Source organism: Actibacterium sp. MT2.3-13A (assembly GCF_018139985.1).
Lineage (GTDB): Bacteria > Pseudomonadota > Alphaproteobacteria > Rhodobacterales > Rhodobacteraceae > JAGSOU01.
In genome coordinates this window covers 35684-50534 of record NZ_JAGSOU010000004.1, presented here as the reverse complement: position 1 = coordinate 50534, position 14851 = coordinate 35684, and the positions used below count along the sequence as shown (strand labels likewise).

The window sequence follows — 14851 nt, the reverse complement described above, 5'->3', positions numbered from 1 at the left end:
TTGGAACACATCTGAATAGAACGGAAACAGTGAAATGGCTGATCTGAAAAAACTGGCAGAAGAGATCGTCGGTCTGACCCTGCTGGAAGCACAAGAACTGAAAACCATCCTGAAGGATGAGTACGGCATCGAGCCCGCCGCCGGCGGCGCCGTGATGATGGCTGGCCCGGCTGCCGGTGGCGATGCCGCCGCCGCCGAGGAGCAGACCGAATTCGACGTGATCCTGAAGTCGGCTGGCGACAAGAAGATCAACGTGATCAAGGAAGTCCGCGCCATCACCGGCCTGGGCCTGAAAGAAGCCAAAGAGCTGGTGGAAGCCGGCGGCAAGGCTGTCAAGGAGCAGGTCTCGAAGGACGAAGCCGAAGAGATCAAGAAGAAGCTCGAAGAAGCTGGCGCTGAAGTCGAGCTCAAGTAATTGGCCGCGGCAACAGCCGTCGGTTGAAAAATGGGCTGGGTCCGGACAAACTCCGGGCCCAGCCGAACCTGTCTTAGAAAGGGCTTGCCGCGAGAGCCCTTTCTAAGGCGCGGTTCAAGGTTCGGGAGCGGCCGGTGGGACGGCACGCAGGAATGGAACCTGACTCCCTTCATTCGTGAGCGGTGCGCAGCCGGGGCCCGACGGCTGGCGCGACGCAAAAGACGAAAGGTTATGACGCACATGGCGCAGACGTATGTTGGCCAGAAACGCATCCGCAAATTCTACGGCAAGATCCGCGAAGTCCTGGAGATGCCGAACCTCATCGAGGTCCAGAAATCCTCGTATGACCTCTTCCTGAAATCCGGCGACCAGCCCGAGCCGGAGGACGGCGAGGGCATCATGGGCGTGTTCCAGTCGGTCTTCCCGATCAAGGATTTCAACGAGACGGCCGTGCTGGAATTCGTCCGTTACGAGCTGGAAAAGCCGAAATACGACGTCGAGGAATGCCAGCAGCGCGACATGACCTACAGCGCCCCGCTGAAGGTCACCCTGCGCCTGATCGTCTTCGATGTGGACGAGGACACCGGCGCCAAGTCGGTGAAGGACATCAAGGAACAGGATGTGTTCATGGGCGACATGCCGCTCATGACGCAGAACGGCACGTTCATCGTGAACGGCACCGAGCGCGTGATCGTGTCGCAGATGCACCGCTCGCCGGGCGTGTTCTTCGACCATGACAAGGGCAAGACGCACAGCTCGGGCAAGCTGCTGTTTGCCTGCCGCATCATCCCCTATCGCGGCTCGTGGCTGGACTTCGAATTCGACGCCAAGGACATCGTGTTCGCGCGCATCGACCGCCGCCGCAAGCTGCCGGTGACGACGCTGCTCTATGCCCTGGGCCTGGACCAGGAAGGCATCTGCGACGCCTATTACCAAACGGTCAACTACAAGCTCGAGAAGAACAAGGGTTGGGTCACCAAGTTCTTCCCCGAGCGCGTGCGCGGCACCCGGCCGACCTTCGATCTGGTGGACGCCGCCACCGGCGAGATCATCTGCGAGGCCGGCAAGAAGGTCACACCGCGCGCCGTCAAGAAGCTGATCGACGAAGGCTCGGTCTCCGAGCTTCTGGTGCCGTTCGACCAGATCGTCGGCCGCTACGTCGCCAAGGACATCATCAACGAGGAAACCGGCGCGATCTATGTCGAGGCCGGTGACGAGCTGACCTGGGAGGTCGACAAGGACGGCGAGGTGACCGGCGGCACTCTCAAGGATCTGCTGGACGCCGGCATCACCGACGTTCCGGTGCTGGACATCGACAACATCAATGTCGGCCCCTACATCCGCAACACCATGGCCGCGGACAAGAACATGGGCCGCGACACCGCGCTCATGGACATTTACCGCGTCATGCGTCCGGGCGAGCCGCCCACCGTGGATGCCGCCACCGCGTTGTTCGAAACGCTGTTCTTCGATTCCGAGCGCTACGACCTCAGCGCCGTGGGCCGGGTCAAGATGAACATGCGCCTGGCGCTGGACGCGCCGGACACCCAGCGCACGCTGCGCCGCGAGGACATCGTCGCCTGCATCAAGGCGCTGGTCGAACTGCGTGACGGCAAGGGCGATATCGACGACATCGACCACCTCGGCAACCGCCGGGTGCGCTCGGTTGGCGAGCTGATGGAAAACCAGTACCGCGTCGGCCTGCTGCGCATGGAGCGCGCGATCAAGGAGCGCATGTCCTCGGTCGAGATCGACACGGTCATGCCGCAGGACCTGATCAACGCGAAACCGGCCGCGGCCGCGGTGCGCGAATTCTTCGGCTCCTCGCAGCTGTCGCAGTTCATGGACCAGACCAACCCGCTGTCGGAAGTCACCCACAAGCGCCGCCTGTCGGCGCTCGGCCCGGGCGGCCTGACGCGTGAGCGCGCCGGCTTCGAGGTGCGCGACGTGCACCCGACCCATTACGGCCGGATGTGCCCGATCGAGACGCCGGAAGGCCCGAACATCGGCCTGATCAACTCGCTGGCCACCTATGCCCGCGTGAACAAGTACGGCTTTATCGAGACCCCCTACCGCAAGGTGGTGGACGGCAAGGTCACCGACGACGTGCAATACATGTCGGCGACCGAGGAGATGCGCCATACCGTGGCGCAGGCCAACGCCCAGCTCGATGCCGAGGGCAAGTTCCAGAACGAGCTGGTCTCGACCCGCCAGTCCGGCGAATACATGCTGGCCCCGCGCGAAAGCGTCGATCTGATCGACGTGTCGCCGAAGCAGCTGGTCTCGGTCGCGGCCTCGCTGATTCCGTTCCTGGAAAACGACGACGCCAACCGCGCGCTGATGGGCTCGAACATGCAGCGCCAGGCGGTGCCGCTGCTGCAGGCCGATGCCCCCTTCGTGGGCACCGGCATCGAGCGTGTCGTCGCGCGTGACTCGGGCGCGGCCATCATGGCCAAGCGCGGCGGCGTGATCGACCAGGTCGACGCGACCCGGATCGTGGTGCGCGCCACGGAGGATCTCGAACCCGGCGATCCGGGCGTCGACATCTACCGTCTGCGCAAGTTCCAGCGGTCGAACCAGAACACCTGCATCAACCAGCGTCCGCTGGTGAAGGTGGGTGACCTGGTGGGCAAGAACGAGGTGATCGCCGACGGCCCGTCGACCGACATGGGGGAACTGGCGCTCGGCAAGAACGTCATCGTCGCGTTCATGCCCTGGAACGGCTACAACTACGAGGACTCGATCCTGATCTCGGAGCGCATCGCGCGCGATGACGTGTTCACCTCGATCCATATCGAGGAATTCGAGGTCGCCGCCCGCGACACCAAGCTCGGGCCGGAAGAGATCACCCGCGACATCCCCAACGTCGGCGAGGAAGCGCTGCGCAACCTCGACGAGGCGGGCATCGTCTATATCGGCGCCGAGGTGCAGCCGGGCGATATCCTCGTGGGCAAGATCACGCCCAAGGGCGAATCCCCGATGACCCCGGAGGAGAAACTGCTCCGCGCGATCTTCGGCGAGAAGGCCTCGGACGTCCGCGACACCTCGCTGCGGGTGAAGCCGGGCGATTTCGGCACCGTGGTCGAGGTGCGCGTCTTCAACCGCCACGGCGTGGAAAAGGACGAGCGCGCCCTGCAGATCGAGCGCGAAGAGGTCGAGCGTCTGGCGCGCGACCGTGACGACGAGCTGGCGATCCTGGACCGCAACATCTACGCCCGTCTCAAGTCGATGATCCTGGGCAAGGTGGCCGTGAAAGGCCCGAAGGGCGTCAAGCCCAAGTCCGAGATCACCGAGGAACTGCTCGATACGCTCGGCCGCAGCCTGTGGTGGCAGCTGGCGCTGGAGGACGAGGACGACGCGAAGATCGTCGAGGCCCTGCACGACCAGTACGAGGCGCAGAAGCGCGCGCTGGAGGCCCGCTTCGAGGACAAGGTCGAGAAGGTCCGCCGCGGCGACGACCTGCCGCCGGGCGTGATGAAGATGGTCAAGGTCTTCATCGCGGTGAAGCGCAAGCTTCAGCCGGGCGACAAGATGGCCGGCCGTCACGGCAACAAGGGTGTCATCTCGCGCGTCGTTCCGATGGAGGACATGCCCTTCCTCGCCGACGGCACGCCGGTCGATTTCTGCCTCAACCCGCTGGGCGTGCCCTCGCGGATGAACGTCGGCCAGATCCTCGAAACCCACATGGGCTGGGCCGCGCGCGGCCTCGGGATCAAGATCGACGACGCGCTGCAGGAATACCGCCGCTCGGGCGACCTGACGCCGGTGCGCGAAGCCATGCGCATCGCCTATGGCGACGAGGTCTACGAGGACGCCCTGGCCGGCATGGGCGAGGACCAGCTGATTGAGGCCGCAGGCAACGTCACCCGTGGCGTGCCGATCGCGACCCCGGTCTTCGACGGCGCCAAGGAGGCCGATGTGAACGATGCGCTGACGCGCGCCGGGTTCGACACCTCGGGCCAGTCGATCCTCTATGACGGCCGCACCGGCGAGCAGTTCGCGCGCCCGGTCACGGTGGGTGTGAAATACCTGCTGAAGCTGCATCACCTGGTGGACGACAAGATCCACGCCCGTTCGACCGGCCCCTACTCGCTGGTCACCCAGCAGCCGCTGGGCGGCAAGGCGCAGTTCGGCGGCCAGCGTTTCGGCGAGATGGAGGTCTGGGCCCTGGAAGCCTACGGCGCGGCCTACACGCTGCAGGAGATGCTCACCGTCAAGTCGGACGACGTGGCAGGCCGCACCAAGGTCTACGAGTCGATCGTCAAGGGCGAGGACAACTTCGAGGCCGGCGTGCCGGAATCGTTCAACGTTCTGGTCAAAGAGGTCCGTGGCCTCGGCCTGAACATGGAGCTGCTGGATGCGGAGGACGAATGAGCTTCATGTCTGAGATTGATATCTCGGCGGCTCAGTCGGCACTGCCCCCCATCGAAGGGGGGCAGCGCTTTGCCTTTGTCACCGGGTGCTCCAGAAGCGGGACGACAGCGTTGACCCGCCTTCTGAACAAGCACCCGGAGATCTGCATCGGCTTCGAACGCTTCGCCAAGGTGCATCGCCGCCGCGAGCTGGCGCCCGAGCATTTCCAGCCCGAGCGGTTCCTGGACGTGCGGCCGGAGGACACCCATTACGACGAACTGACCGGCTTCCGGGCGTTCCACGCCCGCAAGATCGGAACGGCGCGCGTGGTGGGCGACAAGATCCCGCAGCTCTCCGACCGCTACAAGGCGCTGTTCCGGGCGTTCCCCGAGGCCAGGGTGGTCTACACCCTGCGCGAGCCGTTCTCGGTCGCCGAAAGCTTCGAGCGCCGGGCCGGCGATCCGGAGGACGGCTGGGCGCAGGAGCGCGGCTATCTGGCCGCGATCGAGGAATGGAACGAAAGCCTGCGCCGCACCGAGGGCGCGCTGGAAAAGCGCCCCGATCAGGTCGGCATCTTCTGCTTTCAGGAGCTGATGGTCGAGGGCAACAGCCTGCCGCGGCTCTATGCCTTCCTCGGGGTCGAGGCGCCGAAGAGCGACCAGCGCGATGCCGAGATCAGCCTGACGCCGCCGGCGCGGGTCAATCCCGCCCTGCGAAAGGCCGTGGCCGAGAAAGCGGATTTCAAAACCTACCGGCGGCTGCTGCGCGCGGCCGCCGCCCAGGAACAGAGTTTTGCCTGAGACGCTCAGGAAAGGAACGATCATGAACCAGGAACTGACGACCAACCCGTTCAACCCGCTGGCCTCGCCCAAGCAGTTCGACGAAATCAAGGTCTCGCTGGCCTCGCCCGAGCGGATTCTCAGCTGGTCTTACGGCGAAATCAAGAAGCCCGAGACCATCAACTACCGGACCTTCAAGCCCGAGCGCGACGGCCTGTTCTGCGCGCGGATCTTCGGCCCGATCAAGGATTACGAGTGCCTCTGCGGCAAGTACAAGCGCATGAAGTATCGCGGCGTCGTCTGCGAGAAATGCGGCGTCGAGGTGACGCTGCAGAAGGTGCGCCGCGAACGCATGGGCCATATCGAGCTGGCCGCGCCGGTCGCACATATCTGGTTCCTGAAATCGCTGCCCTCCCGCATCGGCCTGATGCTGGACATGACCCTGCGCGATCTTGAGCGCGTTCTCTATTTCGAGAACTACGTGGTGATCGAGCCCGGTCTGACCGACCTGACCTACGGCCAGATGATGACCGAGGAAGAGTTCCTCGACGCCCAGGACCAGTTCGGTGCCGACGCTTTCACCGCCGGGATCGGCGCCGAGGCGATCCGCGAGATGCTGTCCCAGATCGACCTGGAGGCCGAGGCCGAGCGCCTGCGCGAGGAGCTGAAGGAGGCCACCGGCGAGCTGAAACCCAAGAAGATCATCAAGCGCCTGAAGGTGGTTGAGAGCTTCCTGGAATCGGGCAACCGCCCCGAGTGGATGATCATGACCGTGATCCCGGTCATCCCGCCGGAACTGCGCCCGCTGGTGCCGCTCGATGGCGGTCGCTTCGCGACCTCGGACCTGAACGACCTCTATCGCCGGGTGATCAACCGGAACAACCGCCTCAAGCGCCTGATCGAGCTGCGCGCGCCCGACATCATCGTCCGCAACGAAAAGCGGATGCTGCAGGAATCGGTCGATGCGCTGTTCGACAACGGCCGCCGCGGCCGCGTGATCACCGGCGCCAACAAGCGCCCGCTGAAATCGCTCAGCGACATGCTGAAGGGCAAGCAGGGCCGCTTCCGCCAGAACCTGCTGGGTAAGCGGGTGGACTTCTCCGGCCGTTCGGTCATCGTGACCGGCCCCGAGCTGAAGCTGCACCAGTGCGGCCTGCCCAAGAAGATGGCGCTGGAGCTGTTCAAGCCGTTCATCTACTCGCGGCTCGAGGCCAAGGGCCTGTCCAGCACCGTGAAACAGGCGAAGAAGCTGGTCGAGAAGGAGCGCCCCGAGGTCTGGGACATCCTGGACGAGGTGATCCGCGAACATCCCGTGATGCTGAACCGGGCGCCGACGCTGCACCGTCTGGGCATCCAGGCGTTCGAGCCCACGCTGATCGAGGGCAAGGCGATCCAGCTGCACCCGCTGGTCTGCTCGGCGTTCAACGCCGACTTCGACGGCGACCAGATGGCCGTGCACGTTCCGCTGAGCCTCGAGGCCCAGCTCGAAGCGCGCGTTCTGATGATGTCGACGAACAACGTTCTGTCGCCGGCCAACGGCGCGCCGATCATCGTGCCGTCGCAGGACATGATCCTGGGTCTCTACTACATCACGATGGAGCGCAAGGGCATGAAGGGCGAGGGCATGGTGTTCTCGTCGATCGAAGAGATCGAACATGCCCTGAACGCCGGCGAAGTGCATCTGCACGCCTCGATCCAGGCCCGCATCAAGCAGATCGACGAGCAGGGCAACGAGGTCTACAAGCGCTACGCGACCACGCCGGGCCGGGTGCGGCTGGGCAACCTGCTGCCGCTCAACGCCAAGGCGCCGTTCGACCTGGTCAACCGGCTGCTGCGCAAGAAAGAGGTGCAGCAGGTCATCGACACCGTCTACCGCTATTGCGGCCAGAAGGAGTCGGTCATTTTCTGCGACCAGATCATGCGCATGGGCTTCACCGAGGCGTTCAAGGCCGGCATTTCGTTCGGCAAGGACGACATGCTGATCCCCGAGCAGAAATGGACGATCGTCGACGGCGTGCGCGAACAGGTCAAGGAGTTCGAGCAGCAGTACATGGACGGCCTGATTACCCAGGGCGAAAAGTACAACAAGGTGGTCGACGCCTGGTCGAAATGCTCCGACCAGGTGGCCGCGGCGATGATGGAGGAAATCTCGGCCGTGCGCGTGGACGACGCCGGCGCCGAGAAGGAGCCCAACAGCGTCTACATGATGAGCCACTCGGGCGCGCGGGGTTCGCCGGCCCAGATGAAGCAGCTGGGCGGCATGCGTGGCCTGATGGCCAAGCCCTCGGGCGAGATCATCGAGACGCCGATCATCTCGAACTTCAAGGAAGGCCTGACCGTTCTTGAATACTTCAACTCGACCCACGGCGCCCGGAAGGGTCTGGCCGACACCGCTCTGAAGACGGCGAACTCGGGCTACCTGACCCGCCGCCTGGTGGACGTCGCCCAGGACTGCATCGTGCGCCTGAAGGATTGCGGCACCGACAACGCCATCACCGCCGAAGCGGCGGTGAACGACGGCGAAGTGGTGGCCTCGCTTGGCGAGCGCCTGCTGGGCCGCGTCGCCGCCGAGGACGTGCTGCGCCCCGGCACCGACGAGGTGATCGTCAGCCGCAACGAGCTGATCGACGAGCGCAAGGCCGATGCGATCGAGCAGGCGGGTCTTGCCACGGTGCGCATCCGCTCGCCCCTGACCTGCGAGGCAGAGGAAGGCGTCTGCGCCATGTGCTATGGCCGCGACCTCGCGCGCGGCACCATGGTCAACGTGGGCGAAGCCGTGGGCATCATCGCGGCCCAGTCGATCGGCGAGCCGGGCACCCAGCTGACGATGCGGACCTTCCACATCGGCGGCATCGCCCAGGGCGGCCAGCAGTCCTTCCAGGAAGCCAGCCAGGAAGGCAAGGTCGAGTTCCGCAACTCCAACCTTCTGGAAAACGCCGCCGGCGAGATGATCGTCATGGGCCGCAACATGTCGCTCGCGATCATCGACGAGAACGGCGTGGAACGGGCCAGCCACAAGCTCGGCTACGGCACCAAGGTGCATGTCGCCGACGGCGATACGATCAAGCGCGGCGACAAGCTGTTCGAGTGGGACCCCTACACCCTGCCGATCATCGCCGAGAAGGCCGGTACCGCCAAGTTCGTCGATCTGGTCTCGGGCATCTCCGTGCGCGAGGATACCGACGACGCCACCGGCATGACCCAGAAGATCGTGTCGGACTGGCGCGCCGCTCCGCGTGGCAGCGACCTCAAGCCCGAGATCATCATCGTTGATCCCGAATCCGGCGAGCCCGTCCGCAACGAGGCCGGCAACCCGGTCACCTACCCGATGTCGGTGGACGCGATCCTGTCGGTCGAGGACGGCCAGGAGATCAAGGCCGGCGACGTGGTCGCCCGTATCCCGCGCGAAGGCGCCAAGACCAAGGACATCACCGGCGGTCTGCCGCGGGTGGCCGAACTGTTCGAGGCACGCCGTCCGAAGGATCACGCCATCATCGCCGAGATCGACGGCTATGTCCGCTTCGGTCGCGACTACAAGAACAAGCGCCGCATCACGATCGAGCCCAGCGACGACTCGCTGGAGCCGGTGGAATACATGGTGCCCAAGGGCAAGCATATTCCGGTGCAGGAAGGCGACTTCGTTCAGAAGGGCGACTACATCATGGACGGCAACCCCGCGCCGCATGACATCCTGTCGATCATGGGTGTCGAGGCGCTGGCCAACTACATGATCGACGAGGTCCAGGACGTCTACCGGCTGCAGGGCGTGAAGATCAACGATAAGCATATCGAAGTGATCGTCCGCCAGATGCTGCAGAAATGGGAGATCGACGACAGCGGCGACACGACGCTCCTCAAGGGCGAACATGTCGACAAGGCCGAGTTCGATGCCGCCAACGACAAGGCCATCGCCAAGGGCGGCCGTCCGGCCACCGGCGAGCCGATCCTGCTGGGCATCACCAAGGCCTCGCTGCAGACCCGCTCGTTCATCTCGGCGGCGTCCTTCCAGGAGACCACCCGCGTGCTGACCGAAGCCTCGGTCCAGGGCAAGCGCGACAAGCTGGTGGGCCTCAAGGAGAACGTCATCGTCGGCCGCCTGATCCCGGCGGGCACCGGCGGGGCCACGCAGCGCGTGCGCCGCATCGCCGCCGAACGCGACCAGAAGGTCATCGATGCCCGTCAGGCCGAGGCCGAGGCCGCTGCCGCACTGGTGGCGCCGATGGAGGACGAGATCCTTGGCGGCGACGAGGATTTCGGCCTGGTCGACACCCCGGAAAGCCGCGAAGAATAAGACGCCTTTTCAACAAGGTGTCCGGCCCCCCGCCCCAGTGGTGGGGGGTCATTTTTTTGCGCGCCGGCCTCTTGCCCGGGTTCTGCGGCCGTGCCACCCTCGCGCCGCCGGGCGCAGGCCCGGATCAGGAGACTTTCATGAAACGCATTTTCCTCGTCCCCGCATTGGCCGCCGGGCTGCTTGCCCCGCTCGCGGCCTTTGCCGGCCCGTTTGCCGACTTCGAAACCCAGTTGCGCGGGGCCTACGCCAGCTACCGCGCGGCGCTATTCCAGACCAATGCCGGCAAGCCCGAGCCTGCGGCTCAGGCGCTGTCGGGTTTCGCGCAGAAGTGGGACGGCCTGACCGCCGACTGGGCCGCGAGCCCGCCGCCGCAATATGCCGACGACCCCGCCTATGCCGGGACGCTGGCCGCGGTCGCCGCGACGATCGATACCGCCGCCGGGCAGACCGCCGCCGGGGACCTGCCGGCCGCGCACGCCACGCTGGAGGCGGTGCGCGAGGCGCTGGGGGGGCTGCACCTGCGCAACGGCATCGTGGGCTTCTCCGACCGGATGAACGCCTACCACGCCCGGATGGAGCATGTCCTGATGACGGATTACGCCGCCATGGGTGAGGCCGCGCTCGGCCCGCTGCGCGAGGAGGCGGCCGTGCTGACCTATCTGGTGGACGAGATCGAGGCCCATCCCGCGCCCGAAGCCGGCGACCCGGCCTACGCGCCCCTGGTGGCCGGCCTGCGCCAGAGCGTGCAGGCGCTTCAGGACGCCGCGCGCGCGAACGACCTGAAGGCCGCGCTGGCGTCGGTCGGCGGGCTGAAGAAACCCTACGCCCAGCTTTTCGTGAAATTCGGCTGACGCCGCCGCGACGGAAGGGGCAGGGGGCGTGGGCCGTCTGAGCGACAACACCCGCGGCGCGGTCCTGATGATGCTGGCGATGGCCAGCTTCACGGTGAACGACGCCTCCATGAAATCGCTGGCGGGTCATCTCCCGTTCTTCCAGGCGGTGTTCCTGCGCGGGGTGGTGACGCTGCCCCTGCTGGTGCTGCTCGCGCGGGTGACAGGCGGTCTCGATTTCCGCTTCGGGCGGCGCGACTGGGGGCTGGTCGCCCTGCGCTCGCTGGCCGAGACGGCGGCGGCGTATTTCTTCATCACGGCGCTGTTCCACATGCCGCTCGGCAATGCCACGGCGATCCTGATGGCGCTGCCGCTGGCGATGACCCTGGCCGGGGCGCTGTTCCTGGGCGAGACGGTGGGCTGGCGGCGCTGGATGGCGATTGCGGTCGGCTTCGTCGGAGTGCTGCTGATCGTGCGCCCCGGCGCCGAGGGGTTCAACATCTATTCGGTCTATGTGCTGCTGACGGTGGCCTGCGTGACCGTGCGCGACCTGTCGGCGCGCGGCCTGTCGCCGGGCGTGCGCTCGATGAGCGTGGCGATCGTGGCCGCGTTCACCGTCACGGCCTTCATGGGGCTGGGCAGCCTGGGCGAGACCTGGGTCATGCCCGGCCGACGCGAGACGGCGCTGCTGCTGGCGGCGGCGGTTCTGATCGTCGGCGGCTATATCTTCTCGATCATGACCATGCGCGTGGGCGAGATTGCGGTGGTCACGCCGTTCCGCTACACCAGCCTGGTCTGGGCGCTTATCCTGGGGCTGGTGGTCTTCGGCGACTGGCCCCGCGGGCTGACCCTGGTCGGCGCGGGTCTGATCGTGGCCACCGGCATCTACACGCTCTATCGCGAGCGCCGGGTGCGTCGCCGGGCGGAAACAGCCCGCTAAGTGTTGACAAGGGTCGCGACTCTCCATATACGACGGCCACTCGGACCACGGGGCGGCATGCCTTTCGGTCTGAAATCAGAACTGAAGTGGTCATGATCCGGGCTGCACGTGCCCCGATCCTCTGAAATTCCACCGCGTCGTTCCCGCGAACGAGGGGACGCAGCGGTTTTTGCGCGTTCCGTGGACGCATGGGGCGCATCGAGATTTGAACGGGTTGCAACACGGGGAACCGGAATGCCGACGATCCAACAGCTGATCCGCAAGCCGCGGCAGCCGAAAGTAAAACGCCAAAAGTCCATGCATCTGCAGGCATGCCCGCAGAAGCGTGGCGTGTGCACTCGCGTGTACACCACCACGCCGAAGAAGCCGAACTCCGCTATGCGGAAGGTTGCCAAGGTGCGCCTGACCAACGGTTTCGAGGTGATTTCCTACATTCCTGGCGAAAGCCACAACCTGCAGGAGCACTCGGTGGTGCTGATCCGCGGCGGCCGGGTGAAAGACCTTCCGGGTGTCCGTTACCACATCCTGCGCGGTGTTCTGGATACCCAGGGTGTGAAAGACCGTAAGCAGCGCCGCTCGAAATACGGCGCCAAGCGTCCGAAGTAAGGAGAGACGTAGATGTCCCGTCGTCACGCTGCCGAGAAGCGCGAAGTCCTCCCCGACGCCAAGTATGGCGATCGGGTTCTGACAAAGTTCATGAACAACCTGATGATCGACGGCAAGAAGTCCGTCGCCGAGACGATCGTCTACAACGCGCTGGAGCGCGTCGAGGGCAAGCTGAAGCGCGCCCCCGTCGAAGTGTTCCACGAGGCGCTCGACAACGTGAAGCCCTCGGTCGAGGTCCGCTCGCGCCGTGTCGGTGGTGCCACCTACCAGGTTCCCGTCGAAGTGCGCCCCGAGCGCCGCGAGGCCCTGGCCATCCGTTGGCTGATCAATGCCTCGCGTGCCCGCAACGAAAACACGATGGAAGAGCGTCTCGCCGGCGAGCTGGTTGATGCGGTCGCTTCCCGTGGCTCGGCCGTGAAGAAGCGCGAAGACACTCACAAGATGGCCGAGGCGAACAAAGCCTTCAGCCATTACCGCTGGTAACCTCTAGGCCCAGGACCGAACCAATGGCACGCGAATACCCTCTCGATCGATATCGCAACTTCGGTATCATGGCGCATATCGACGCAGGTAAGACCACCTGCTCGGAACGCATCCTGTTCTACACCGGCAAATCCCACAACATCGGTGAGGTGCATGATGGCGCCGCCACCATGGACTGGATGGAGCAGGAGCAGGAGCGCGGCATCACCATCACTTCGGCTGCGACCACCACCTTCTGGGAGCGCACCGAGGATGGCTCGACGGCCGATACGCCGAAGCATCGCCTGAACATCATCGACACCCCCGGCCACGTTGACTTCACCATCGAGGTGGAGCGTTCGCTGGCCGTGCTCGACGGTGCCGTTGCGGTTCTGGACGCCAACGCCGGCGTCGAGCCCCAGACCGAGACCGTCTGGCGCCAGGCCGACCGCTACAAGGTTCCGCGTATCGTGTTCGTCAACAAGATGGACAAGATCGGCGCCGACTTCTTCAACTGCGTGCACATGATCCAGGATCGCACCGGCGCGATCCCGGCCCCGATCCAGATTCCGATCGGCTCCGAGAACGAGCTGGAGGGCATCGTCGACCTGGTCACCATGGAAGAGTGGGTCTGGGCCGGCGAAGACCTGGGCGCGACCTGGGAAAAACGCCCGATCCGCGACAGCCTGAAGGATCAGGCCGAGGAATGGCGCGCCAAGCTGATCGAGACCGCCGTCGAAATGGACGACGACGCGATGGAGGCCTATCTCGAAGGCGAGGAGCCCGACGTCGCGAGTCTGCGCAAGCTGATCCGCAAGGGCACCCTGGCCATCAAGTTCATTCCGGTTCTGTGTGGCTCGGCCTTCAAGAACAAGGGTGTTCAGCCGCTGCTCAACGCCGTGATCGACTACCTGCCCAGCCCGCTGGATGTGGTCGACTACATGGGCTTCAAGCCCGGCGACGAGACCGAGACCCGCAACATCGCCCGCCGTGCGGATGACGCGATGCCGTTCTCGGGCCTGGCGTTCAAGATCATGAACGACCCCTTTGTCGGCTCGCTGACCTTCACCCGCGTCTACTCGGGCGAACTGCACAAGGGCGATTCGATCCTGAACTCGACCAAGGGCAAGAAAGAGCGCATCGGCCGGATGATGATGATGCACTCGAACAACCGCGAAGAGATCGAAGAGGCATTCGCCGGCGACATCATCGCGCTGGCCGGTCTGAAGGACACCACCACTGGCGACACGCTGTGCGACGCCAAGGATCCGGTGGTTCTGGAAACCATGACCTTCCCCGATCCGGTGATCGAGATCGCGGTCGAGCCCAAGACCAAGGCCGACCAGGAGAAGATGTCGCAGGGCCTGGCCCGTCTGGCCGCCGAGGACCCGTCCTTCCGCGTGGAAACCGACCTGGAATCGGGTCAGACCATCATGAAGGGCATGGGCGAACTGCACCTCGACATCCTGGTTGACCGCCTGAAGCGCGAGTTCAAGGTCGAGGCCAACATCGGTGCGCCGCAGGTGGCCTATCGCGAAACCATCAGCCACGAGGCCGAGATCGACTACACCCACAAGAAGCAGTCGGGTGGTTCGGGTCAGTTCGCGCGCGTCAAGATGGTCATCTCCCCGACCGAGCCGGGCGAAGGCTATTCGTTCGAATCGAAGATCGTGGGCGGTTCGGTGCCGAAGGAATACGTGCCCGGCGTCGAGAAGGGCATCCAGTCCGTGATGGACTCGGGCCCGCTGGCCGGCTTCCCGGTGATCGACTTCAAGGTCGCCCTGGTCGACGGCGCGTTCCACGACGTGGACTCCAGCGTTCTCGCCTTCGAGATCGCCGCCCGTGCAGGTATGCGCGAAGGCCTCAAGAAGGCCGGCGCCAAGCTGCTCGAGCCGATCATGAAGGTCGAGGTGGTGACGCCCGAGGAATACACCGGTGGCATCATCGGTGACCTGACCTCGCGGCGCGGCCAGGTGCAGGGGCAGGAGACCCGCGGCAACGCGATCGTCATCAACGCCTTCGTGCCGCTGGCCAACATGTTCGGCTACATCAACAACCTGCGCTCGATGTCCTCGGGCCGCGCGCAGTTCACGATGCAGTTCGACCATTACGAGCCGGTGCCGCAGAACATCAGCGAAGAGATTCAGGCGAAATACGCCTAAACGAAACACCAGC

The 14851-nt window shown here is 64.9% G+C and carries 9 protein-coding genes; all 9 read left to right on the top strand.

All coding sequences use genetic code 11. From position 1 onward, the window contains the following. Nucleotides 1–34 precede the first annotated feature (34 nt). The gene (gene rplL, locus KCI33_RS05190; protein WP_212523703.1) at nucleotides 35–415 is read left to right on the top strand and encodes a 50S ribosomal protein L7/L12; all 381 of its coding nucleotides are present in this window, start codon (nucleotides 35–37) and stop codon (nucleotides 413–415) included. A 240-nt stretch (nucleotides 416–655) separates the two neighbouring features. Further along, a complete protein-coding gene (gene rpoB / locus KCI33_RS05185) occupies nucleotides 656–4789 on the top strand; it encodes a DNA-directed RNA polymerase subunit beta (protein ID WP_212523702.1) in 4134 nt (1377 codons plus the stop codon). After that, on the top strand, nucleotides 4786–5568 hold the full coding sequence (locus tag KCI33_RS05180) for a sulfotransferase (RefSeq protein ID WP_349252180.1): 783 nt from the start codon (nucleotides 4786–4788) through the stop codon (nucleotides 5566–5568). The genes rpoB and KCI33_RS05180 overlap by 4 nt, the downstream gene beginning before the upstream one ends. Nucleotides 5569–5590: 22 nt before the next feature. Further along, nucleotides 5591–9838 (top strand): DNA-directed RNA polymerase subunit beta', encoded by a 4248-nt coding sequence (gene rpoC, locus KCI33_RS05175; protein WP_212523700.1) that lies wholly within the window; start codon nucleotides 5591–5593, stop codon nucleotides 9836–9838. A 137-nt stretch (nucleotides 9839–9975) separates the two neighbouring features. Beyond that, nucleotides 9976–10689 (top strand): hypothetical protein, encoded by a 714-nt coding sequence (locus KCI33_RS05170; protein WP_212523699.1) that lies wholly within the window; start codon nucleotides 9976–9978, stop codon nucleotides 10687–10689. 28 nt (nucleotides 10690–10717) lie between these two features. Further along, complete coding sequence (locus KCI33_RS05165; RefSeq protein WP_349252179.1) at nucleotides 10718–11608, top strand: DMT family transporter; 891 nt, start codon at nucleotides 10718–10720, stop codon at nucleotides 11606–11608. 234 nt (nucleotides 11609–11842) lie between these two features. Next, complete coding sequence (gene rpsL / locus KCI33_RS05160) at nucleotides 11843–12214, top strand: 30S ribosomal protein S12 (protein ID WP_035253348.1); 372 nt, start codon at nucleotides 11843–11845, stop codon at nucleotides 12212–12214. Nucleotides 12215–12226: 12 nt separating this feature from the next. Continuing rightward, nucleotides 12227–12697, top strand: a complete 471-nt coding sequence (gene rpsG / locus KCI33_RS05155) for a 30S ribosomal protein S7 (protein ID WP_212523698.1) — start codon at nucleotides 12227–12229, stop codon at nucleotides 12695–12697. Nucleotides 12698–12720: 23 nt separating this feature from the next. Beyond that, complete coding sequence (fusA, locus tag KCI33_RS05150) at nucleotides 12721–14838, top strand: elongation factor G (RefSeq protein WP_212523697.1); 2118 nt, start codon at nucleotides 12721–12723, stop codon at nucleotides 14836–14838. The last annotated feature ends 13 nt before the right edge of the window (nucleotides 14839–14851 follow it).